We start from the raw sequence: 22,713 nt of genomic DNA, 5'->3' as shown, positions 1-22,713 counted from the left end.
GCGATTTCGCTCAGGCCACGCGCGGCGGCGGATCCGCGTCGGCGAACCGGACTTGATTCCGGCCGCCTTCCTTCGCGGCATACACGGCGGCGTCGGCCGCGTGAAGCAACTGTTCCACCGTCGATCCGTTCGGCCCGAGCAGTGCCACTCCGATCGAGGTGGTCCGACCGGTGATGCGGGCGCGCCCGCCGCGTTTGTCGGTGGTTACGATCTGCTGTTCGGCGATCGCGAGACGGATCCGTTCGGCCGCGACCTTGGCGGCCGTTTGGTCCACGTCCGGCAGCAGGATCAGGAATTCCTCGCCGCCGAAGCGGCCGATGATGTCCCTGGGGCGCGTGATGTCGTCCAAGGTCTGGGCCACGGTGCGCAGGACGTCGTCGCCCGCGGGGTGGCCGTAGGTGTCGTTGATCCACTTGAAATGGTCCAGATCGATCATCAGCAGCGCCAGCATTTCGTTGTTGCGCGCGGCTCGCGTCAAGGCGCGGTCGGCTGATTCGGACCACCCGCGCACGTTGAAGATGCCGGTCTTCGGGTCCGTGCGCGCCTCGGACTGCAGCTGGTTGATCTCGGCGAGCCGGTTGCCCAGCACGGTGATGAGCACCAGGATCACGATCGCCGGCGGGAAGTTCACCAGGAGGATCGTGGCGATCGTGCCGAGACCGATGGTCGAGAGCTCCAGCAGGTTGTCATCCTTGGTGCCCAGCACGTTGCTCAGCGTCGGGGCGGAAGTTCCGCCCAGTGCGAGCAAGCTGCCGATGACGATCGCCTGCAGTGCCGCGTAACAAAAGCCGACCAGCATGAGGATGCCGAAGAGCCTCAGTGAATTGCCCGGGGAGAGGTTCTCGAGCTCCGCCGAGGCGAAAGTCTGGTAGAGCTGGTGCGCCGCCAAGGCCGACACGGCGTGCGTGAACGAGGTGAACACGAACTTGTGCGGAGGCCGCCGCGAGTTGAACCACCGCTGCCCGCGGACGATGACGATCAGCAGCAGTGTCAAGTGGATCGGCAGCAGCAGTGCGCCGGGGAACACCCAGATCCCCGACAGGTCGATGTGGACGGCCGTCACGCGGTTGCGCCGTCGCTCCTCCTGCCGGCGCGTGAGCTGGATGTGCACCGTGGCGCACACGGCGAGGATGCCGAATCGGGCCCAGTCCAGGGCCGTGGTGGGCCCGCCGGTGACGATCCCGTACGTCAGCAGGCCGACGGCAAGCGCTTCCCACGAAAGCAGGAAAACGATCATCGGCCGCGGCTTGGTCCACAGATCCCACGACCGCACGGGATTGCCGGAAATCAACTCACCGAGCCGTTTGCCGACACCCTGCGATCGCGCGGTTGCTTTTTGTGTATCACTGTGTGCATCCCCGGAAGAATCTTGGGACTTCGGCGCGTGATCATGGGAGGGTGTGGGTACCCCGTGATTGGAGTCCGTCGGTTCACCGTGCGCGTGTCCGTTCTCGGGCATCGGGCTCGGCCTCCTCCGGTCTCTCGGGTGATGCGGGTCTGGTGGTATCCACTGTGGTGCTGTTATCGCTTACCGGTATCATCGCACTCACCGACTTCCCGGCGGTGGGCCCTCCGCGAGGGCTGAATTCGTGTTCCGTCCAACCGTGTGCCTCTTACCCGGAGGTGCCTTCCCCCGATGGCTGGTGAACCCTGAATGCGAATTGCAACGCCAGTCGCTGAGCCGTGCCCTCCAGGAGGTGTTTTCCCGATGCGCGACCGCGAAGCCTGAATCGTTCTTGTCTGTTTGCCCGGAAATTGTCAGTGCACTCAGTTCGAGGAGGTGTCCGACCGTGCGTGACCGCGAGGCGTGATTCCGGTGACCGGCAACCAAGAGTTCGTGACAGCGAGAGCAAAGGAGAGTCGCGATGCGTGACCGCGAAGCCTGAGAACAAGACGCACCCCGAGACTTCGATCCGGTGGTCAGAACCGGATCGCCCCGGCCGGTGAACGAGCCGGCCACGACTCAGAGCCCGGTATCGGCTGCGACCGCGTGCCGCACCCGGGTCCATGAGAAGGCGGTGGGGATGGCCAGCGCCACGCCGAGCAGACCGGCGAGCGCGATGGCGGTGACCGCGGACCCGGTCACCTGGGCGACCACCCCACCCAGTGCGACCCCGACTCCCTGCGCGACCCGCAGCCCGGTGCGGTAGAGCCCTCCGGCGCCGCCGCGCAGCTCGTTCGGCACCCAGGTGGCGAACGTCGCGGTGACCGTGATGATGTACGCGCCCATCGCACCCGCCAGTGCGAGGAGCACGAGAGCCAGCGCCAGGTTCGGCTGGAGCAGGAACAGTGCGAGCAGGGCCAGCGACGTCGTCGCGAGGATGCCCAGCAGACGCAGCCTGACCTGGGCGGACGCGAACTTCGAGAGCAAGTAGGCACCGGCCACGAACCCCAGCGGGTCGGCAGCCAGCAGCCAGCCGACGGCCGTGGACGACGCGCCGAGCTGCTCCGCCAGCGGAGCCGCGAGCCCTTCGGGGACCACCGCGAGCCCGACCAGCCACGACAGCGCGATCAGCACCCGCAGCCTGCGCTGTCCGAACACGAACCGCGTGGCCCCGAACCACGTCGTCTGCTCGCCGCCCGCGGCCGGGCGATCGTGCACCCACACGCGCACGATGAGCGAGGCAACGGCGAAGCTCACGGCGTCGATCGCCAGCGCCCACGACGTGCCCACGAACGTCACCAGGAGGCCGCCGCCCGCGAGCCCCACCAGCATCACCGTGTTGGTGGTGATCCCGCGCAGGTCCTGGCTGCGCAGGTAGATCTCGTCGTCGGTGAACACTTCGCGCGTGATGGCGTTCTGCGCGGCGTTGGCGGGTGATGCGGCCAGCTGCACGGCCACGAGCAGGCTGCACAGCACGGCCAGTGGCATGCCCGGCAGGCTCATCAGCCCCACGAGCACCGCCTGCACCGCGGCGCTCACGCTCAGCACCGCGCGCCGCCGGTAGCGGTCGGCGAGGAAGGACAGCCCGAGCCCGCCCGCCAGCGCGGGGAGGAACGTGAGGGCGTAGACGACGGCGGCCCAGAGGGCCGAGCCGGTGCGGTTGTAGACGAGGATGGCGAGCGCTACCTTCGCCAGCTGGTCGCCCGCGCTCGAAATGGCCTCGGCCGCCCACAGAACGCGGTACTCGACGTTCCGCAGTGGTGCCGTCAGCCGTGGCGTGGCGTGGGTCGTCACAGGGTGACCACTTCCCCCTCCCCGATCGGGTGAACGTGTCCGGTGGGCATTCTGCCTGGGCTGTGACGGCGACCCCGAGGGAGTCACAGGTCCCGGCAGCGGGACAACAATCAGTATGCCGCTGATTACGCGCGGGCGAACAGTAGAACCAGCGTTCTCCCGGGTTGGGCTGTTCAAGGGGGCCCCGACCAGGCCGGGCGGAACCCATTCCCGGTCGGTGCTGACCAGTCCGGAGGTACCGGAGGACTGATCGTGCGTGACTCGCTCGTCGCAGGACGGACACCGTTCGTCGCCGTCGCCCTGTATCCCGTGCCGAATGGCCCAACACTGGAAATGAGCCCGGCGGAGCGACCCCTCGCCCCGCCGGTGCCTGGGAGTGGGGAGAGGGTTATGGACAGGCTCATGCAGGACAAGGCCGTGGTCGTCACAGGCGCCGGCCGGGGACTCGGTGAGGCGTTCGCCGTGCACGTGGCCCGCGCGGGCGGGGCCGTGGTGGTCAACGACGTCGACGCCGGGCTCGCCGAGCGCACGGCCGAGACGATCCGGCAGCACGGCGGCCGGGCCGTCGCGAGTGGACACAGCGTGGCCGACCCGGCACAGGCCCAGGCGATCGTGGACCTGTGCGTGGGCGAGTTCGGGCGGATCGACGGCCTGGTCAACAACGCCGGGCTCAACTACGAGTCCCTGCCGTGGGACGACAACGTCGACCAGGCCAGGGAGCTGGTCGAGGTCAACGTCCTGGGTGTGATGTACACGGGGCTGGCGGCGATCAAGGCGATGGTCGCCGGGGGGATTCACGGGTCCATCGTGAATATTTCGTCGGGCGCTTCGCTGGGGCAGCGCAAGCTCGGCGTGTACGCGGCTTCGAAGGGCGCGGTTGCTTCGTTGACGTATTCGTGGGCCCTGGATCTGGAGGAGCACGGGATCCGGGCCAACGCGGTGTGCCCGGTGGCGCACACGCGGATGGTGTGGAAGTCGGAGCGGGCGTTGCGGGCTTGTCCGCCGGAGCGGACGCCGTCCCGGATCGCGCCGGTGGTGTTGTTCCTGCTCGGGGATGGGTCGGCGGGGATCACCGGGCAGATGATCCGGTGCAACGGGCCGCAGCTGCATGTGATGGGGCAGCCGTTCCTGAAGCAGCCGATCCTCGAGCGGCAGGTGTGGGACACGGAGACGGTGCAGAACGCCTTTGACGAGGTGTTTTCGGCGCATCTGGAGAACTACGGGCTCGAGAAGCGGGTGCCGCCGCGGTTGAGAAAGTGGACGGACAGCAGCCGGATCGCCTGACGACCCACCCCGGGCGGTGCTCATCCGAACCGCCCGGGGCCGGCGATCAGGACGCCGGGGTGGTGGCGGTGTAGAGGTCCTTGATCGCGGCGTCGTAGCGCTCGTTGATGACGCGGCGCTTGAGTTTCAGCGTGGGCGTGAGCTCGCCGGTTTCGGGCGTCCACGCCTGTGTGATCAGGTGGTAGCGCTTGATCTGCTCGATGCGCGCCAGGCGGCTGTTGGCGGATTCCACCGCGCGTTCGATCTCGGCGAGCACCTGGTCGTGGGCAGCCAGCTCGTCGATGCCGGACGCCTCGATGCCGTGGGCCGAGGCCCAGCCGGGGGCGATCTCGTCGTCGAGGACGATCAGGGCGGTGACGTACGGGCGGTCATCGCCGATGGCGACGGCCTGGCCGATGAGCGGGTGTTCCTTGAGCAGGCCCTCGATGTGGGTGGGGGCGATGTTCTTGCCGCTCGAGGTGATGATCAGTTCCTTCTTGCGGTCGGTGATCCGCACGAAACCGTCTTCGTCGATGGTGCCGATGTCGCCGGTGGCGTACCAGCCGTCGGCGTCGGTGGCATCGGCGATGGAACCGTCTTCCTGCAGGTAGCCGAGGAACACGATGGGGCCGCGCACGAGCAGCTCGCCGTCTTCGGCCACCTTCACCTCGACGCCCTCGAGCGGCTTGCCGACGGTGCCCGCGCGGAAGCCGCCGGCGCTGTTCGACGTGGCGGCGCCGGTCGTCTCGGACAGGCCCCAGACCTCCTGGATCTCCACGCCGAGGCCGGCGATGAAGTACAGGACCTCCACCGGCAGGGCCGCCGCACCGCTGGAGGCGACGAGCACCTTGTCCAGACCGAGCAGCGCGCGCACGGGGGCGAGCACGGTTTCGTCGGTCTTCGCGATGCGCTCGGCGAGCTCGGCCGGCACCTCCTTGCCGTCGGAGCGCAGCTTGTAGCCCTCCTGTAGCAGGGCGTTGGCCGAGAGCAGCGCCTCGCGCCGGTCCTCGGGTACGCCGCCGAGCATGTTCTTCATGCCCGCCACCATCTTTTCCCACACGCGCGGCACGCCGAAGAAGCTCTCCGGGTGCACTTGCCCGAGCGCGGCGACGACACCGGCGGCGTCGGCGACGGTGTGCACGTGGCCCGCCCACAGCAGCGGCAGGTAGATCGACAGCTCACGCTCGGCGATGTGCGCCAGCGGCAGGTAGGCGATGTTCTTGGCGTGCATGGGCGCGTCGTGCAGGTTCTGCACCGCGAGTCCTTCGTGGACGGCGTTGCGGTGCGACAGCACGACACCCTTGGGGTCGCCGGTGGTGCCGGAGGTGTAGATCATCGCGAGCGGGTCGTCCGGCTGGATCGCCTGCCACTCGGCTTCGAACGCGGCGGGGTCTTCGGCGAGCGTCGCGCGTCCGGTCTCGCGCACTTCCGCGAACGAAACGAACCGTTCGTCGCCGGCCGGGATGGCGGCCTCGTCCATCACGACGATGTGGCGCAGTGCGGGGAGATCGTCGAGCACCGGCAGCCAGCGCTCCAGCTCACCCGCGCCGCCGAGGACGACCACGGGCGCAGCGCTGTGGCGGGCGACGTAACGGATCTGGTCCGGACTCAGCGTCGCGTATGCGGTGCACGGGATCGCGGCCAGGTGCACGGCGGCGAGGTCGGCGACCAGGTGGTCGGGACTGCTCGCGGCCATGATCAGCATGCGGTCGCGCTTGCCGAGGCCGAGCCCGGCCAGGCCGCGTGAGAACTCGGCGATCGCGGTGCGGAACTCGCTCCAGCTCAGCGTCGGGTGACCCTCGAGGTCGAGCGAGGTGACGGCGGGGTGTTCGCCGTACTCGGTGGCGTTGTGGTGCAGCAGGCGGGGGATCGTCTGACCCTCGGCCTGTGCGGCTGCGGACTGCGGGGTGGTCAACGCTGGCCCTCCTCCAGTGGTGCGGATGACCGACCACTGTAGGGGCTCCCGGCCGGTGTGGATAGAGAATCGCGGCCACTCCGCGTGCCTGCGTGGACCTGACCGTGAACTACGCAAAACGGTCTATTCCTCACGCCTCGAGGAAAAGATCCACTTCAGCGGATCCTGCTTGAATGGAAGCCCCCTCCGAAGGAGAGCCTGTGCCCGCTCGTGATCAGTCCGCTCGTGAACTGCTGAGTGCGATCCAGCGCGAGCTCGCGCCGCGCGACGACGACAACCGGCTCGTGCCGCTCGTCGTGTCCGGCCGTGCGCCGCGGGAGGTGTTCGCCGCGATCGCCGCCGAGGAGCGGTGGATTGTGCGCAGCGACTGGCGCAGCTTCCACGCGCTGGCCGCCCGTGCCGACGAACCGCGGGCGCGCGAGTTCTTCGGTGGCCTCGCGCCGGGGGAGCAGCTCGCGCTGGGCAAGCTCGACGCGTTGGCGGCCGCGGCCGGAGATGATCCGGGTACCGAGTTGCCGCGTGCGGGTTGTCAGGCATATCCGGCGTACTTCGCTTGGCTGGCGCTGAATGGCGAAGCGGCTGAAGTCGCCGTCGCGATCTTCGCGAACTTCGCCGCGTGGGGCCGGTACTGCGCTGCCATCGCCGCGGGGATTCGTGAGCACTACTGTTTTGAGGACGGCGGCTTCTCCGACGACGCGTGCGCGTTCTTCGACTTCTTCGCCGCCGACGTCCCGGAAATCGAAGAGCAGGCGCTTGCCGCGATCCAGGCCGGGCTCGACGCCGGGCGGCTCGACGAGGATCGCGCGCGGACGTACGCCCGGTTGTTCCAGAGCTACGAGCTGATGTTCTGGGACACCCTCGCCGACGAGTTCCCGGTATGACCCTGGCCGAAGAAGCGGCCGAGCTCGACGCCGCCGACCCGCTGGCCGCCAAGCGCGCGGAGTTCGACCTGGACCCGGCCGTCGCGTACTTCGACGGCAATTCTCTCGGCGCACCGCCGAGGCACGTCGCGCAGCGGCTCGCCGACGTGGTCCGCGAGCAATGGGGCGGCCGGCTGATCCGGTCGTGGACCGACGGCTGGTGGGACGCGCCGGAGCGGGTCGGGATGCGCATCGCGCCGCTCGTCGGCGCGGCGCCCGGGCAGGTCGTGGTCGCCGACTCGACGAGTGTCGACCTGTTCAAGGTGCTCGTCGCCGCCGTGCGCGTGAACCCGGGCCGCGGCGAGATCCTGCTCGACGCCGCGACGTTCCCGACCGACGGCTACGTCACCGAGCAGGTCGGGCGCCTCACCGGACACGCCGTGCGGCGCGTGCCGGTTGCCGAGCTGCCCGCCGCGTGCGGTGAGGCGACGGCGGCGGTGCTCGTGAACCACGTCGACTACGTGTCGGGCCGGCTGCACGACATGGGCGCGATCACCGCCGCCGCGCACGCGGCCGGCGCCGCCGTGGTCTGGGACCTCTGCCACAGCGTCGGCGCGATCGAGGTGCGGCTCGATGAGCACGAGGTCGACTACGCGGTGGGCTGCACCTACAAGTTCCTCAACGGCGGGCCGGGCGCGCCCGCGTTCGTCTACGTCGCGAGCCGGCTGCAGGAGTCGTTCGACCAACCGCTCGCGGGCTGGGCCGGGCACGCCGACCCGTTCGCGATGGAGGCCGGCTACCGCGCGGGCGCGGGGATTTCGCGGGCGCGCGCGGGCACTCCGGACATCCTGTCGCTGCTCGCGCTCGACGCCGCACTGGACGTGTGGGACGACGTCGATCTTGCCGTGTTGCGGGCGAAAGGCTTGGCACTGGGCGATTTCTTCCTGCGCTGCCTCGACGAACTGCTGCCCGGCGCCGACGTGCCGACGCCGCGCGACCACGCGCGCGGCCACCAGATTTCAGTGCGGGTGCCGGACGCGCCACGGACCATGGCGGCGTTGCACGAACGCGGCGTGCTCGGCGATTTCCGTCCGCCCGACGTGCTGCGGTTCGGGCTCGCGCCGCTCTACACGAGGTACGAGGAAGTGCTGCGCGCAGTCACGGCGTTGCATGAGCTGAGCTGAACGAAAAGGCGAACTGAATTCACGGAAAATCGCGGTTTTCGTGGCTGAATGGATCCACGAATAGCCCCTTCGGGTGAGCGACCGGGACAGTTTCGCGTGGTTGCCCGCTATGATCGGACCCTGCTTTTCCGCTGGTGGGCGCACCGCGGACGGCGCGATCCCGTGCTCGTGCGGCACGGGAAACGTCGGCGCGGTTGCCGGGCGAAGGGGGCGGCGATGGCCGGTGCACGGGTTCGGGAGGTGCCGATTTCGTATGTCGGCACACTCCTGGTCGGGGTGATCATCGGAATTCTGCTCGCCGAATTCGGCGACCTGTTCGTGCGCTTCCCGGTGGAGTCGGCACTCGTGCTGGTGCTGGTCTGCTCCGTGGCCGTGCTCGGGTGGGCGTGCCGGGAGATGCTGCACGACCTCCTCCGCCGAGGCCGGCGCGGCGTTTCCGCTCGCCGGGCCGACCACGAAGACGACCCCGACTGGCCCGACGTGCCGCGGCTCATCCTGCACCGCGACGGCGACTCGAGTCCGAACGGCGTTCGGCGCTGAAAAGTGGTAATCGCGCCGGTGCGAACAGCGATTCCGCGGCCGGTGTAGTCCATTTCACGCCTTTTCGTCCTCGCGTGGAGTTCACGGCCGCGCGTAAGGTGACCGTCACGGACTGTCCGTGCCTTCCGTGATGGACCTCACCGAATGATTTCGGTGTTCCCCATATGTCGATCACCTCGCCGATAGCGCGTTGCAGGTCGCGGCGGCACCGCCGTCCGGCCCATTACTCGTGCGACCAAGCTCACCCTTCTCGTGGCAGATTTTCCAAAGTACTGCGGGAAGTTGTGAGTGGATCACGGGAACGTGACCTGGATTCGCATCCGGACTTGACGTTGCTGCCCGGCCTGCCTAACGTCGTCGCGGGCGATGGACCACGGTGAGTTGATCCGGCTGGTCGGAACCGGGTGAGAAAACCCTGGGAGACCCGAATACCTTGTACTGCCGGAAGGAAAACGGACCACGGTGAAGCAGAATTCTGTTCGTCGCAACCGCGGCTCGTCGATTCGATCACGCGTGCTCGCGATCGCGTTGATTCCGAGTCTCGCTCTCCTGCTCGTCGGCGTCGCGCTGGCCGGCTACCTGATCACCGACGCGCTGCAGGCGCGCGACTACGCGCGGAAGATCCGCAGTTCGGAAGGCCCGGGCATCCCGTTCATCGTCGCCGCCGAGCAGGAGCGGCAGCTGTCGATGAGCCTGCTGGCCGGGCAGAGCGGCGCGCGTCAGGCGCTGCAGGCCGCGCGGCCGAAGACCGACGCGGCGGCCGCGCAGATCAGCTCGATCCTCGAAGGCAACTTCGCCGACGACGACACCGTGCCCGCGAGCGTGAAGCAGAACATCGCCACGTTCGCCGGGCTGTACGCGAAGGTGCCGCAGGTGCGTCAGCAGGTGGACGCGGGGCAGCTGCCGCTGCTGCAGACGTTCACCTTCTACAACCAGATCATCGACCAGTTCACGCAGGGCGTCGCCGGGCTCGCGCAGGCCGCGCGAGGTGCGGAGAACGCGTTCGCGCGCCTGTCGGCGATCCCGATCTTCAACGCCGCCGAGGAGATGCAGCGCAGCGACGCCCTGTCGGCGGCCGGGCTCGCCTCGGGCGGCCTGAACGGCGACGAGCAGCGCGCGTACATCGGGCAGATCGGCGCGTATCACGCGCAGCTGGAACAGTCCGTGCCGCAGATGCTGCCGCAGGTGCGCGCGAGCTACGACAAGCTCGTGGCCGGACCGGACTGGCGCACCGTCACGCAGGTCGAAAACGCGTTCCTGGCGGGCGAAAAGCAGCTGCCCGTGCCGCAGCAGCAGTGGCGCGACGCCGCGCACCAGGTCGCCACCACGTTGATGACGATGTTCGTGACGCAGAGCGCGGCCGCCACCAACGCGGCGATCGCCGACGCCGACACCACGCTCACCAACTCGATCATCGCCGGCGCCGCCGCGGTGCTCATCGCGATCATCGTGGTGCTCATCGCGCTGCGCCTGTCGCGCCGGTTCATCGCGCGCCTCGCGCGGCTGCGGGAGGACACGCTCGACGCGGCCGAGGTGCGGCTGCCGGAGCTGGTGGAGCGCGTGCGGGCGGGCGAGCCCGTGGACCTCGAGGAGGGCGGGCACTTCCTCGACCACGGTGACGACGAGATCGGCGAGGTCGCCGAGGCGTTCAACAAGGCGCAGCAGGCGGCCATCGCCGCCGCGGTCGAAGAGGCGAAGACGAGGGAGGGCACCAAGACGGTGTTCCTCAACATCGCCCACCGCAGCCAGGTCATCGTGCACCGGCAGCTGAAGGTGCTCGACGCGGCCGAGCGCAAGCAGGAGGACCCGGACCAGTTGGACACGCTCTTCCAGCTCGACCACCTGTCCACGCGCGCCCGTCGCAACGCCGAGAACCTGATCATCCTCGGCGGCGGCCAGCCCGGCCGGCAGTGGCGCAACCCCGTCGGCCTGGCGGAGCTGGTGCGGGGCGCGGCGGCCGAGACCGAAGACTTCTCGCGCGTGAAGACGGCCGCGCTGCCGTCGATCGCCGTGCGCGGTCCGGTGGTCGGCGACCTCGTGCACCTGCTGGCGGAGCTGATCGACAACGCGACGTCGTTCTCGCCGCCCGAGGCGCGCGTCGAGCTGCGCGGCAACATCGTCGGCAAGGGCGTGGTGATCGAGGTCGAGGACCAGGGCCTCGGGCTGGAGAAGGAGCAGGCGGACGAGTTCAACGCGATGCTCGCCGACCCGCCGGACTTCGGGATCATGGCGCTGTCGGACGAGCCCCGGCTGGGCCTGTTCGTGGTCGCGCGGCTCGCGTCGCGCCACGGCATCTCCGTGCACCTGCGGGAGTCGGCCTACGGCGGCACACGCGCGATCGTGCTGGTGCGCAGGGATCTGCTGGCCCCGCTGGCCGAGGCGGCGCCGGACGTCGCCGAGGATCAGGCCCCGGCGCCGGTGCCCGAGCGGCCGGTTCAGGACCCGGTGCGCATGAGCCGCGTCGGCCGGCGGGCGGCCCGGTTGCGTCCCGAAGCGGCTCCGGTCGCGGCGGTGGAACAGCCCGCGTACGAACCGCCCGCGCCGCCGGTCGAGCAGCCCGCTCCGCCGCGTGCCGCCCGCCCGCCTCGCCCGCCCCAGCCGGCGTGGCCCGCGCACGAGCCGCGGCCGGCGCCGGAGAACGGCCGCCCCCAGCAGCCGCACCGGCCGGAAGCACCCGGACGCCCGGCGCTGCCTCAGCGCCGGCGTCAGCAGAACCTCGTGCCCCAGCTGCGCGAGGACCGTCCGGCGCACGAGCTCCAAGACGCCCGGGAGGACACGCCGGAACTCGCCCGCAACCGCCTCACGGCGTTCCAGCAGGGCACCCGGCGCGCTCGGGAGACGGAAGTCGACTACGACGACAACAGGTACGGAGATCGCGACTGATGGCCAACAACGGCGTCAACGAGCTCGACTGGTTGCTCGACGACCTCGTCAAGCGGGTCGCCGGTGCCGAGCGGGCAGTGGTGCTTTCTTCCGACGGGCTGCTGATCGGCCGGTCGAGCAACCTGTCCGAAGAGGACGGTGAGCACCTGTCGGCCGTCGCTTCGGCGTTCCAGAGCCTCGCGAGGGGCACCGGACGTCACTTCGGCGGCGGCAACGTGCGGCAGACGATGGTGGAGATGGACCACGCGTTCCTCTTCGTGACGGCCGCCGGCCGCGGCGCGTGCCTCGCGCTGCTGGCGAGCGCCGACGCGGACATGGGACTCGTGGCGTACGAGATGAACCTGATGGTCAAGCGGGTCGGCGCGGTGCTCACGGCGGCACCGCGGGCCGGAGTGGTCCAGCGGACCTCGCCATGAGCGGCCGGCACGAGTCCTGGTTCGACGACGAGGCCGGACCGCTGGTCCGCTCCTACGCCGTCACGGGCGGGCGCACCCGCTCGGACACGCTCGGGCTGGACCTGATCACGCTGGTGGTCGCCATGCGCACCGCGCGTGAGGTGGCCGCGATCGAGCCGGAGTACGCGCAGATCCTGAGCCTGTGCCAGAAACCGACGTCGGTCGCCGAGGTGGCCGCGCGCGTGGACCTGCCCCTGCCTGTGGTCAAGGTTCTGCTCAGTGATCTGATCGAGCAGAACCTGGTGCTGTTCCGCACCGCTGCACCACCGACCGAAGCCCCGAACAAACACGTACTCCAGGCGGTTCTCGATGGCATCCGGAAACTCTGAACCCCGGCGAGCGCTGACCGCGACCGCGGTCAAGTTGCTGATCGCAGGCGGGTTCGGGGTCGGCAAGACCACGATGGTCGGGTCGGTCAGCGAGGTCCCCCCGCTGCGCACGGAAGAGGTGATCACCACCGCTTCCGAAGGCGTCGACGACCTCTCGGGCGTGGAACAGAAGACCACCACCACGGTCGCGCTGGACTTCGGCCGCATCACCATCAACCCCGAGCTGATCCTGTACCTGTTCGGCACGCCAGGGCAGGACCGGTTCTGGTTCATGTGGGACGAGCTGGCCGAGGGCGCGCTGGGTGCCGTGGTGCTGGCCGATACGCGGCGGCTGGAATCGTGCTTCGCCGCGGTGGACTTCTTCGAGCGGCGCGGCCTGCCGTTCATCGTGGGCGTGAACTGCTTCGACGGCGCGTACCGCTACGGCACGGAAGAGGTCCGGGCCGCGTTGGACCTCGACCCGGACGTTCCCCTCTTGCTGTGCGACGCCCGTGAGCGGGAGTCCACCAAACAGGTGCTGACGATCCTCATGGAGCACGTGATGAAGTACAACGACCTGGCGGTCGCGGGCTACTGACGGGCCTTCTTGGCCCGGTTGCGCAGGTTGCCCAGGGCGAATGCGCCCGGACCGGTGACGGCGATCGTCAGGAAGATCCATGAGTACAGCGCGGCCGGCTCGCCCATGTTCTGCATCGGCAGCAGGCCCATGGGCGCGTGGACGGTGAAGTAGGCGTAGGCCATCACGCCGGACAGCACGATCGCGGCCGGTCGCGTCGCCACGCCCAGCAGGATCAGCACGGCGCCGACCACTTCGATCGCGCTGGCCCAGAAGCCGGGGAAACTGCCGAACGGCACCGCCCCGCCCTGTCCGTCGATGCCGCCGAAGAAGCCGAAGCCGGCCAGGCCGTGGATCAGGAACAGGGCCGACGTGACGACCCGGAACAGGGCCAGCACGACCGGGCGGACGCGCTCGAGGAGCTGCGGCTTCGTGGCCGACGCGGTGGACGGGGTGGCCTGGGTGCGGGTGATGGTGGTCATTTTCCGGTTCCCTCCGAGTGTTTTCCCTTTTGCCGATGCGTCGAGCGGGCTCGACGCGGATCGACACGGGTGCGGAAACTTTTTTCGGACGGGTTCCGGCAGACTGTCGCGATGGCTGCCAAACACAGCGCCGGGCTGCTGCTCTTCCGCCGGCGCGACGAGGTCGAGGTGCTGCTCGCGCACATGGGCGGGCCGTTCTGGGCGAAGAAGGACGAGGCCGCGTGGTCGCTGCCCAAGGGCGAGCTCGAGGACGGCGAGGAGCCGGTGGCCGCCGCGCGGCGCGAGTTCGCGGAGGAGCTCGGCCTGCCCGCGCCCGACGGCGAGTGGCTCGCGCTGGGTGACGTTCGGCAGTCGGGGAAGGTCGTCACGGCGTGGGCTGTGGAGGCGGACCTGGACCCGGCGGCGGTCGTGCCGGGGACGTTCGAGCTGGAATGGCCACCACGCTCGGGGCGCAAGCAGGAGTTCCCGGAGGTGGACCGCGTCGAGTGGTTCGGGCTGGACGACGCGCGGGTGAAGCTCGTGAAGGGGCAGCGGGCGTTCCTCGACCGGCTGTCCGAAGTGGCCTAGCCCAGGAGATCGAGGACCTCGGCCAGCGGTTTGGCCGTGAACGACGGCAGCACCAGGTCGGCGTGACCGAAGTCGAGCACGGTGGTGATGGCGTTCGGCACGGCGACTGTCGGGATGCCCGCGGCCTTCGCGGCGCTCACGCCGTGGGGCGAGTCCTCGAAGGCGATTGCTTGGTCGGCCGGGACGTCGAGCGTGGCCAGCGCGGCGAGATAGGTGTCGGGGCGCGGTTTGGCGGCGTGGCGGTCGCCGGTCTCGACGGACCCGAACCGTTCGGCGAGGCCGAGGCGGGCGAGCTGACCGTGGACCCAGGTGCCCGACGAGCTGGACGCGACGCCGAGCTTGAGGTTCCGGCTCGCGGCCTCGTCGAGGTAGCCGAGCACGCCCTCGCGCGGGCCTTCGGCTTCCAGCAGCTGGTGGACGCGGGCGCGCATCCCCGGGCGCAGCTGCTCGGGGTCGATGTTCGCGACGCGCTCGGCCAGCAGCTCGAACATCGTGGCGGCCGTGTTCTGCGTGCCGATCACCGTGTGCCAGACCTCCAGCGGGAGCTCCGTGCCGTGGTCGCGGAACATCTCCTGCCACGACTGCAGCACCGCGGCTTCCGTGTCGGCCAGCGTTCCGTCGAAGTCGAAGATCAGCGCTCGCGTGGCCACCCGGTCAGCTTGCCGTACGGCCGTTCGCGGTGTCAGCGAGGTGTGAAGAACTCCGCAAGCACGGGGGCGAGCGCCTTGGCCTTCACGAGGTGGGTCTGGCCCGGGAGAGTGCGGTAGGTGGCACCTGGCAGCGTCCGGGCGAGTTGCGAGACGCCGGCGCGCATCCACTGGGGACTCTTGCCGCCGTCGATGACCAGTGTGGGCGCGGCGATGCCTGACCAGCGTCCTTCGGGGAGCGGCCGGCCGGCTTGGTTGCCGTCCATCACCGCGTTGTCGTAGGGGAGTGTGTGGGCCACGCGCTTGAGCTTCGGCCACGCGGGCATGAGGCGCATCATCGCGACCATCGGGGCGGGCAGTTCGACACCGACGCGCATGAAGAGGCGGACGGCTTCCGCTCGGTTGTCGTCCTTGACGGCCTGCTCGAGCTTCTCGGTGTAGTCGCGTTCGAGAGGCTTGCGCGACCCGTCGACGACGAACGGCGGCTCGTACACGGCGAGTCTGTTCGTCGGCACCCCGCGATGTGCTGCTTCGAGCGCGAGCACGGCTCCCGAGGAGATCCCGAAGAGGCCGGCTTCGCCACCCGCCTCCTTGACGACGGCGGCGACGTCTTCCACCTCGCGCTCCACGTCGTAGGGCAGCGTGTTCCCGCTTTCGCCCCGGCCGCGGCGGTCGAAGGTGAAGACGGTGAAGCGGCCGGCGAGTTCCTTCGCGATGGCGTCGTTGGGCGTCGAGCCGCGGTAACACATCGCCCCGTCGACGAGCACGAGCGACGGCCCGGTGCCGAGGCGGGTGTAGCCGAGGGTGGTGCCGTCGGCGGAAGTGGTGGTGGGCATGGGTTTTGCCTCCTTCAGTGGTTGATGGTGCGCTTGGTGGGGACTCCTCGGTTGGTCGCTTGGGGAGAAGGCTGCCACCGATGGTTGTTGTTGTCAAGACAAAAAAATTAGTCGGTGGGGCGAGTTGAAAGAGGTGCGGTGGGGGTCGGCGTTGGTGATTTCAGGCGAAGGTGCGCCGGGGTTGAGCGTGACGAGGTCGCGTGTGGCCGCGCCGGAGCTCTCGCGGGCCTGTCGGTGATCGGGCCGGGGTCGCGGGTCGGCGGTGCTCAGGTCAGGCGTGCTCGCCGAGTTGCGGTCAGGCCAGTTTTGGGCGAGCGGGGCCGGGCCGGTCGGGCGGCGCGGCGGATCGCTTGGTCGCGTGGAAGCACTTGCCCGGCCTGCTGTTGCTCGCGTCAGGCCAGTCGGTCGGCCGTGCTCAGGTCAGGCGTGGTGGCCGGGTTGAGGTCGTCGACGGCGGGCCTGGTCGGGTCGCTTCGAAGCCTTCGCCCGGCCTGGCGTTGCTCGCGTCAGGCCGGGCGGTCGAAGGTCGGTGGCGCCCAGGTCAGGCGGCGCGGCGGAGGGTGAGGAGGCTGATCTCGTTGGGAGCGAACACGCGGAACGGCGGGCCCCAGAAGCCGGAGCCGCGGCTGTTGTAGAGCTGGGTGCGGGGGCCGTGGGGCGTGAGGCCGGAGAGGGTGGGCTGGTCGAGGCGGACGAGCAGGTGGAACGGCCAGATCTGGCCGCCGTGGGTGTGACCGGAGATCTGCAGGTCGACGCCGGCTTTGCGGGCCTGTTTGACCTGCTTGGGCTGGTGGGCGAGGAGAACGACGGGGACGTCGGGATCCGCGCCGGCGAGGGCGGCGGGCAGGTCGGGGCCGTGGCCGGGCAGTCCGGAGGCCGCGCCGGTGGGGTCGTCGATGCCGGCGAAGAGGATGCGGTCGCCGCCGCGTTCGACGAGGGTGCTGCGGTTGTGGAGGGTGTCCCAGCCGAGGCTCGCCATGTGGTCGAGCCAGGCCTGGGCTTCGCCGAAGTACTCGTGGTTGCCGGTGATGTAGAAACGGCCGAGGCCGGCCTGCACGCCGCCCAGCGGGTCGACCTGCTTGCGGCGCTTGGCGACCGACCCGTCGGCGAGGTCGCCCGCGTGGCAGACGACGTCGGCCTGCAGCCGGTTCACCTCGGCGACCAGCTTCTCCGACCACTTGGTGCGGTCGAGGGGGCCGTAGTGCGTGTCGGTGATGACCGCGACGCGCAGCCCGTCGACGCCCGCGCCCAGCTGCGGGATCACCACGTCCACTTCCCTCACCGGCGGCACCCGCATCGCGATCCGGTTGCCGACCACGAGCAGCACCACCGACGCCGCCAGGCTCGCCGCCGCCACGATCCGCGGCCGCGCGGGGTCGTCGACACCCGCGACCAGCAGCGCCAGGCGCAACACGTGCCCGAGGACGCTCCAGGTGAACAGCACCCAGGCGGTGCCCAGCATGACGTCCCCGGCCCGCGCCGCCGCATCGCTCTGCCTCGGCCCGTGGCCCCGGAACATCAGCACCGGGAACGCCACCATCGCGCCCGCGAACACCACCGTCCCCGCGACGGTCCCCGCCACCGGCCACCCCGGCAACAACACGAACACCGACCAGGGCTCCCCGAACAACAACAGCAACGCAACAACCAGGGCGGCCGCCCGACGAACCCGACGCATCACGGTCGCCATCCCTTCGACATGGTCTACCCAGAGTAGCCGGACTCTTGAAGCTAACGGCCCAATGGGCTGTTAGGGCTGCTTCGAGTCGCCGAGCTGAGGTGGCCGAGTCGGACCGAATCAGGTCGGTCGAGTCCTGTGGCCGAGCCGGAGTTGAACTGAGCCGAGGCAGTCGAGCCGAGGCCGGCCGGCCGTGCCGCGACCTGGGGCCGGCTTGGCTCAGTGGATCCGGAAGTCGAACGGAGCCCGGCCGGGCGGGCCGAATCGAGCCGGGCCTGCCGAGTGCAGTAGCCGAGGCGAGTCGAGCTGAGTCGGTTGGCGGAACCGGGCAGGAGGACCGCGAGTCGAACGCTTCGGCTTGACCGAGCTGGCAAACAGAATCGGTTTGGTCGAGCGAGCCGGGTTGGGCGAGCGGGCGAGCGGGCCGAGTCGGAGGACCCCGCTACTCGGACCGTGTCGGTGGGCCGAGTCAGGGCAGTCGTGAGAGTCAACTGCGCGATCGTCGCCGCTGCTGATTCAGTGACCCGCGCCGAGACCACCCGATTCAGCGACTGCGTTATCGATCAGGTGTTCGATACAGTTTTTGACATGAAGTCCTCCACTGCTCACACGGCCACCGAGATCTCCCGCCGTCTGGCCCTGTCCCACACCGAAACCGAAGCCGTCGCGGCTCTTCACGCCGCCCTCGCGTCACATCTGCCGACCACTCTCACTGCCCTCCGCAACGGCACCATCGACATCATCACCGCCGCCGGCCTCGCCTATCTCGCCGGTTTCCTCTCGGCCACCCACGCTCACCTCGCCACAGAAATACTCACCCCCGGCCGCCACGAATGGCGCTGGGTCACTTAGGTCCTGGCGCGGACACTCTCTTGTGGACACTTGGGCCCGGCCGCACTGTCCACACGGGAGTACCGAGCAGATTCCGGGCCATCGCTCGCTCCGGTGCGGTGTCAGGAGGGGCCGGCCGAGCAGCGGGGAGGGAAGGCAGGGGAACTCCTCATCGCAGGCGGGCGCCGGCATGGGTGCCGGCGAGGTGGCCGAGGCCGAGGGCGGCCAGGAGGCCGTTGCCGGAGCTGTAGCCGGCGCCGCCGGTGTGGCCGCTGATGCCGGTGGCGACGCCGCCGACGGCGTAGAGGCCCGGGATGGGGCAGGTGTCGGTGGTCGGCTGGGCGTGCCCGTCGACGAGCAGCCCGCCCTGGGTGTGGAAGAGACCGGGCACCGACCGGACGGCGACGTAGGGCGCGTGTAGTGGGCCGAAGCCCCAGTCGGTGCGGCCCCACTCGTCCTTGTCGTCGCCGGAGGCCACCGTCGCGGCGGAGGCCAGGGTAGTGGAGAGGGCTGAAGGGGAGACGCCGCAGAAGGTGGCCAGTTCCTCCACCGACGCGCACTCCCGCGCGCCGCCCATCGCGACGAGTTCCGCGAACTCCTCCTCGTGGCTCGCCACGTAGTCGCGGATCTTCGTGTCGAACACGACGTGCCACGGGCCCGGAGTGCCGAGCACGGCGTCGGCGTAGCCGGAGTAGCCGCGGGATTCGTCGCCGAAGCGCCGGCCGGCGCCATTCACGAGCACGCCGCCCATCTCCACCGTCGTCCACGAGGTGATGGAGCCGTGGGGATACGCGACGGCCGCGTAACCCTGGTACGCCGTCGGGTTGCCCAGCCGGGCGCCCAGGTCGAGGGCCCACTGCAGCGACTCGCCCGTGCTGCCGTGCGCGCCGAAGTAATCGAAGCCGGCGATCGCCGGGGCCCACTCGCGCAGGAGGGCGCGGTTGGCCGCGAAGCCGTTGCCGGCCAACACGACGGCGTGCGAGGTGATCTCGTACGTGCCACTGCGCGGCCCGGAGACCCGCACGCCCGTGACCCGGCCCTCGTCGTGGAGCAACCCGGCCACCGGCGTGTGCACGAGCACCTCGGTGTCCGTCGCCCGCACCGCGCGGAGCAGGTCGGCGACGAGATCGCGGCCCTTGCGAGAGGGCGGCGCGTGCAGCCGGGGCACGGAGTGGCCGACATGCTTGTAGTCGGTGATCAGGCGCAGGTCGACGCCGTGCGTGTCGATCAGCCACTCCACCAGCCCGGCCGAACCGGCGGCGAGGAGGCGGGCGAGGTCGTCGGCGTCGTGGCTGCCCGACTGGGCCAGCAGGTCCGTCGCGAGGCGGGCGGCGGAGTCGTCGATGCCCGCCGCGGCTTGGAAGCGCGTGCCCGCGCCCGGCACGGAGCCCGTGGACAACGCGGTGTTCCCACCCGCGTGCTCCGCCTTCTCCAGCACCACCACGCCGGCGCCGGCGTCGTGGGCCGCCAGGGCGGCCGTGAGCCCGCCGCCGCCGGCCCCGACCACGATGACGTCGACGTCTGTCACGCGGAGACCTCCGAAAGGGCCGCGAGGATCCGATCCGTGCTGGCGACGTCCGCGTACTTCTGCGCCATGTCGAACAAGTTGGCCTGGTGCACGGTCGGCGTGCGGTCGTACACGGCGTCGTGCGGCACGGCGACACGGAAGTTGTACGCGAACGCATCGACCACACTGGACCGCACGCACCCGCTGGTGGTGCAGCCGGTGACCACGAGTGTGTCCACGGCCCGGTCGATCAGGTAGCTGACCAGCGGCGTCCCGAAGAACGCGCTCGGGTGCCGCTTCGGCAGCAGCACGTCACCCTCGGCCGGCGCGACCTCGGCCACGAACTCATACCCTTGCGAAGGAACGTCCATGATGGACGGCACCTTCGCCCCCAGCCGACCCGAGTCGTACGACGCTTTCGGGGCCACATAAGGGTAGAGAACCGGCCAGCCCTGAGCCCGGAACGTCGTCAGCAGCCGGCTGATGTTCGCCACCGCGTCCCAGCCGGCCTGGCCGCAGCTCGTGCGGTAGTCCTCGGCCACCGACTCGAAGAACGGCTTCGGCGAGTTCCCGACGGTGCGGTACTGCACGTCGATGATCAGCAACGCCGGCCGTTCGCCGAGGCCGGCGGGCTTGCCGAACCCCGCGGCTTCGTAGCGGGCCTCGTCGTCGGCGGTGATCACGTCGGACCACGGACGGTCGCTCACGCCGAAACCTCCTGCTTCGCACTGGCAGCCAGCGCAGCACGCCCGCTGTTGCGGCGGGACAGGAACTGCCCGCGCGGACCCTGCACCTCACCGTCGCGCACGGTGAACTCGCCGCCGAGAATGGTGTGCTGCACGCTCACCTTCGACTCCCAGCCCTCCCACACCGAGTACTCGGCACCGGAATGCTGCGTCGCCGCGGCGACCGTGCTCGGCCGGTTCGGGTCGATGACAGCGAAATCGGCGTCCGCGCCGATCCGGATCGCGCCCTTGCGCGGCCACAGGCCGAACAGCTGCGCCGGACGCGTGGCCGTGAGGTCGACGAGCCGCTCGACCGGAATGCCCCGGTTGAAGTGACCTTCACTCAGCAGCAGCGGCAGAAGCGTTCCGGTGCCGGGGAAACCGGCCGAAGCGCTCCACAGGTCCTTGTCCTTCGCGCTGAAATGCCGCGGCACGTGGTCGGAGCCGATCACGTCGACGCGGCCGTCGGCCACGGCTTCCCACAACGCTTCGCGGTCGTCACGCGTACGCAGCGGCGGGTTCACCTTGCCGCGCGAGCCGAGCCCGGAGTCGATGCCGAGCGTGAGATAGTGCGGGCACGTCTCCACGAACAAGTCGGGGTACTCGGCGCGCTGGCGCTCCAATGCCGAAAGCGCTTCCCGGCTCGTTACGTGCACCGCGTAGCTGGACGCGCCGACCACGCTCGCGAGGTACGCGACCCGCCCCTCGGCCTCGGCCTCCACATACGGCGGACGCACGGCGTGCCAAGCGTCCAGGCCGGCGTCGGGGTCCTTGCTCAGCCGCTCGCGCAGCCGCCACACGAGCTCGATGTTCTCGGCGTGCTGCGCGATCATCGCGCCGGAGTCGGCGGCGGCCTGCAGCGCGTCGAACAGGAACGAGTCGTCGTTGCCGGGCAGGTTGAGGTACGCGCCCTCGTTGCCGCGGAAGTTGGTGAACACCTTGAAGCTCGACACACCGAGGTCACGCGTGTAGTGCCCGATGGACTCGACGTGCTCGGGCGTGACCACACAGAAGTGGAAGCCGAAGTCGGTGTGCGCGTGCTCGGCCATCAGGTCGCGCGCGGCCGGGAACAGCTCGTCGTAGGGGCGCGGGCTCATCAGGTACGCCAGCATCGTGGTGACGCCGCCCGCCGCGGCCGAAGCCGTCTCGAGCGCGGCGTCCTCCACGGTCTTGGGCACGGAGAGGTCCTGACCAAGGTGCACGTGGGCGTCGATGGCGCCGGGCAGGACCCAGCGGCCGGTGACGTCGACGGTCTCGGTGGCGGGCAGCTCGTCGGACGGCGAGCAGATCGCGGCGATCTTCCCGTCGCGCACGCACACGTCGACCTCGCTCAGGCCGGTGCCGGGCAGCACGACCCGGCCGCCGTGGAGTCGCAGATCGTAGGGCTTCATTCGGTGGTCCTTCCCGCGTACTTCTCGTCGAGGGCGTCGAACAGCGGCTTGCGCACCAGGTTCTGCCGGTCGGCCCAGCTGATGATCTTGTCGCCGATCTCGGTGGTGTCGCCGTGTTCCTTGAGGTGGCGCAACGCGATCCGCATCCCGGCGACGGCGCCGCGCATGGCCGTGTTGGCGTAGAGGGCGACCGAGAAGCCCAGCGTGCGCAGCTCTTCCAGCGGCAGGATGGGCGTGAGCCCGCCCTCGACCATGTTGGCGATGTGCGGGCCGGGCACGGTGCGGGTGATCTCGGCCAGCTCCTCCGGCGAACCGGGCGCTTCGACGAACAGGATGTCGGCGCCGGCTTCGCGGTAGAGGTTCGCGCGCTCGCACGCGGCGGTGAGTCCTAGCACCGCGCGCGCGTCGGTGCGCGCCACGATCAGGAAGTCCTCGGTGGCACGAGCGTCGACGGCGGCCTGGATCTTCCCGACCATCTCGGACGCTTCGATCACCTCTTTGCCCGTGAAGTGGCCGCACCGCTTGGGGGAGACCTGGTCTTCGATCTGGATCGCGGTGGCGCCGGCGCGTTCGAGCGTGCGCACGGTGCGCTGCACGCCGAGCGCGTTGCCGAAGCCGGTGTCGGCGTCGACCACGAGCGGCAGGGACACCGCGTCACGCGTGGCCTCGACGTGGCCGGCCAGCTCGGGCAGGGACAGCAGGCCGACGTCGGGGGCACCGAGGTAGGTGTTGGTGATCCCGGCACCGGAGAGGTAGACGGCTTCGAACCCGGTCTCTTCCGCGACCCGGGCGGTGAGCGCGTTGGGCGCGCCCGCCAGGAGCAACGGCGCCTGGTCGCGAAACGCCACCCGCTCGCGCAACCGGGCACCCAGAGAGCTTGTCACAG

At 69.9% G+C, this 22,713-nt stretch carries 21 protein-coding genes; 10 read left to right on the top strand and 11 right to left on the bottom strand.

Features of this window, described 5'->3' with window-relative positions; translation table 11 throughout:
* Positions 1–10: 10 nt before the first annotated feature.
* Both ABZU76_RS21885 and ABZU76_RS21880 read right to left on the bottom strand, forming a co-directional pair.
* The gene (locus ABZU76_RS21885; RefSeq protein WP_354872363.1) at positions 11–1,237 is read right to left on the bottom strand and encodes a GGDEF domain-containing protein; all 1,227 of its coding nucleotides are present in this window, start codon (positions 1,235–1,237) and stop codon (positions 11–13) included.
* 726 nt (positions 1,238–1,963) lie between these two features.
* Positions 1,964–3,178 (bottom strand): MFS transporter, encoded by a 1,215-nt coding sequence (locus ABZU76_RS21880; protein ID WP_255638396.1) that lies wholly within the window; start codon positions 3,176–3,178, stop codon positions 1,964–1,966.
* 390 nt (positions 3,179–3,568) lie between these two features.
* Here ABZU76_RS21880 and ABZU76_RS21875 point away from each other — a divergent pair, with 390 nt between their 5' ends.
* Positions 3,569–4,462 (top strand): SDR family oxidoreductase, encoded by an 894-nt coding sequence (locus ABZU76_RS21875; RefSeq protein WP_220243707.1) that lies wholly within the window; start codon positions 3,569–3,571, stop codon positions 4,460–4,462.
* Positions 4,463–4,508: 46 nt separating this feature from the next.
* Here ABZU76_RS21875 and ABZU76_RS21870 read toward each other — a convergent pair whose 3' ends face one another.
* On the bottom strand, positions 4,509–6,356 hold the full coding sequence (locus ABZU76_RS21870; protein ID WP_354872360.1) for a long-chain fatty acid--CoA ligase: 1,848 nt from the start codon (positions 6,354–6,356) through the stop codon (positions 4,509–4,511).
* 200 nt (positions 6,357–6,556) lie between these two features.
* Here ABZU76_RS21870 and ABZU76_RS21865 point away from each other — a divergent pair, with 200 nt between their 5' ends.
* The 7 genes from ABZU76_RS21865 to ABZU76_RS21835 all read left to right on the top strand — a co-directional run bounded on the left by ABZU76_RS21865 (position 6,557) and on the right by ABZU76_RS21835 (position 13,184).
* A complete protein-coding gene (locus ABZU76_RS21865; protein WP_354872358.1) occupies positions 6,557–7,237 on the top strand; it encodes a transcriptional regulator in 681 nt (226 codons plus the stop codon).
* Positions 7,234–8,400, top strand: a complete 1,167-nt coding sequence (kynU, locus tag ABZU76_RS21860) for a kynureninase (RefSeq protein ID WP_354872355.1) — start codon at positions 7,234–7,236, stop codon at positions 8,398–8,400. Before ABZU76_RS21865 ends, kynU begins: the two co-directional genes overlap by 4 nt.
* A gap of 216 nt (positions 8,401–8,616) precedes the next feature.
* Positions 8,617–8,940, top strand: a complete 324-nt coding sequence (locus ABZU76_RS21855) for a hypothetical protein (protein WP_354872352.1) — start codon at positions 8,617–8,619, stop codon at positions 8,938–8,940.
* Between the two features lie 462 nt (positions 8,941–9,402).
* The gene (locus ABZU76_RS21850; protein ID WP_354872350.1) at positions 9,403–11,823 is read left to right on the top strand and encodes a nitrate- and nitrite sensing domain-containing protein; all 2,421 of its coding nucleotides are present in this window, start codon (positions 9,403–9,405) and stop codon (positions 11,821–11,823) included.
* Positions 11,823–12,239: a roadblock/LC7 domain-containing protein gene (locus ABZU76_RS21845; RefSeq protein WP_220243702.1), complete on the top strand. Its 417-nt coding sequence runs from the start codon at positions 11,823–11,825 to the stop codon at positions 12,237–12,239. The genes ABZU76_RS21850 and ABZU76_RS21845 overlap by 1 nt, the downstream gene beginning before the upstream one ends.
* Positions 12,236–12,607: a DUF742 domain-containing protein gene (locus ABZU76_RS21840; protein WP_220243701.1), complete on the top strand. Its 372-nt coding sequence runs from the start codon at positions 12,236–12,238 to the stop codon at positions 12,605–12,607. The genes ABZU76_RS21845 and ABZU76_RS21840 overlap by 4 nt, the downstream gene beginning before the upstream one ends.
* Complete coding sequence (locus ABZU76_RS21835) at positions 12,588–13,184, top strand: ATP/GTP-binding protein (protein WP_354872347.1); 597 nt, start codon at positions 12,588–12,590, stop codon at positions 13,182–13,184. Before ABZU76_RS21840 ends, ABZU76_RS21835 begins: the two co-directional genes overlap by 20 nt.
* Here ABZU76_RS21835 and ABZU76_RS21830 read toward each other — a convergent pair.
* Positions 13,178–13,645, bottom strand: a complete 468-nt coding sequence (locus ABZU76_RS21830; RefSeq protein ID WP_354872344.1) for a DoxX family protein — start codon at positions 13,643–13,645, stop codon at positions 13,178–13,180. The genes ABZU76_RS21835 and ABZU76_RS21830 overlap by 7 nt on opposite strands.
* Positions 13,646–13,756: 111 nt before the next feature.
* Here ABZU76_RS21830 and ABZU76_RS21825 point away from each other — a divergent pair, with 111 nt between their 5' ends.
* Complete coding sequence (locus ABZU76_RS21825; protein WP_354872341.1) at positions 13,757–14,212, top strand: NUDIX domain-containing protein; 456 nt, start codon at positions 13,757–13,759, stop codon at positions 14,210–14,212.
* On the opposite strand, the gene ABZU76_RS21820 is transcribed toward ABZU76_RS21825, so the two are convergent.
* The 3 genes from ABZU76_RS21820 to ABZU76_RS21810 form a co-directional block, all read right to left on the bottom strand.
* Positions 14,209–14,862 (bottom strand): HAD-IA family hydrolase, encoded by a 654-nt coding sequence (locus ABZU76_RS21820; RefSeq protein ID WP_354872339.1) that lies wholly within the window; start codon positions 14,860–14,862, stop codon positions 14,209–14,211. The genes ABZU76_RS21825 and ABZU76_RS21820 overlap by 4 nt on opposite strands.
* Positions 14,863–14,894: 32 nt before the next feature.
* Positions 14,895–15,695 carry an alpha/beta hydrolase gene (locus ABZU76_RS21815; protein ID WP_354872337.1) on the bottom strand — a complete coding sequence of 267 codons (801 nt, stop codon included), beginning with the start codon at positions 15,693–15,695 and terminating at the stop codon, positions 14,895–14,897.
* Positions 15,696–16,236: 541 nt separating this feature from the next.
* Entirely contained in the window at positions 16,237–17,373 is a 1,137-nt protein-coding gene (locus ABZU76_RS21810) for a metallophosphoesterase (RefSeq protein WP_354872335.1), read from the bottom strand.
* 519 nt (positions 17,374–17,892) lie between these two features.
* Between ABZU76_RS21810 and ABZU76_RS21805 the strand changes: the two genes are divergently transcribed.
* Entirely contained in the window at positions 17,893–18,225 is a 333-nt protein-coding gene (locus ABZU76_RS21805; protein ID WP_354872332.1) for a hypothetical protein, read from the top strand.
* 148 nt (positions 18,226–18,373) lie between these two features.
* On the opposite strand, the gene ABZU76_RS21800 is transcribed toward ABZU76_RS21805, so the two are convergent.
* The 4 genes from ABZU76_RS21800 to ABZU76_RS21785 are packed head-to-tail and all read right to left on the bottom strand — an operon-like array spanning position 18,374 to position 22,711.
* Entirely contained in the window at positions 18,374–19,732 is a 1,359-nt protein-coding gene (locus tag ABZU76_RS21800; protein ID WP_354872330.1) for an FAD-dependent oxidoreductase, read from the bottom strand.
* Entirely contained in the window at positions 19,729–20,418 is a 690-nt protein-coding gene (locus ABZU76_RS21795) for an isochorismatase family protein (protein WP_354872327.1), read from the bottom strand. Before ABZU76_RS21795 ends, ABZU76_RS21800 begins: the two co-directional genes overlap by 4 nt.
* Positions 20,415–21,827, bottom strand: a complete 1,413-nt coding sequence (locus ABZU76_RS21790) for an amidohydrolase family protein (RefSeq protein WP_354872324.1) — start codon at positions 21,825–21,827, stop codon at positions 20,415–20,417. Before ABZU76_RS21790 ends, ABZU76_RS21795 begins: the two co-directional genes overlap by 4 nt.
* Positions 21,824–22,711 carry an oxaloacetate decarboxylase gene (locus ABZU76_RS21785; RefSeq protein ID WP_354872321.1) on the bottom strand — a complete coding sequence of 296 codons (888 nt, stop codon included), beginning with the start codon at positions 22,709–22,711 and terminating at the stop codon, positions 21,824–21,826. The genes ABZU76_RS21790 and ABZU76_RS21785 overlap by 4 nt, the downstream gene beginning before the upstream one ends.
* Positions 22,712–22,713 lie beyond the last annotated feature (2 nt).

It is taken from the genome of Amycolatopsis sp. NPDC005232 (genome assembly GCF_040607795.1).
Classification (GTDB): Bacteria; Actinomycetota; Actinomycetes; order Mycobacteriales; family Pseudonocardiaceae; genus Amycolatopsis.
The sequence above is the reverse complement of the archived record's forward strand: the minus strand, read 5'-3'. Positions and strand labels throughout refer to the sequence as shown.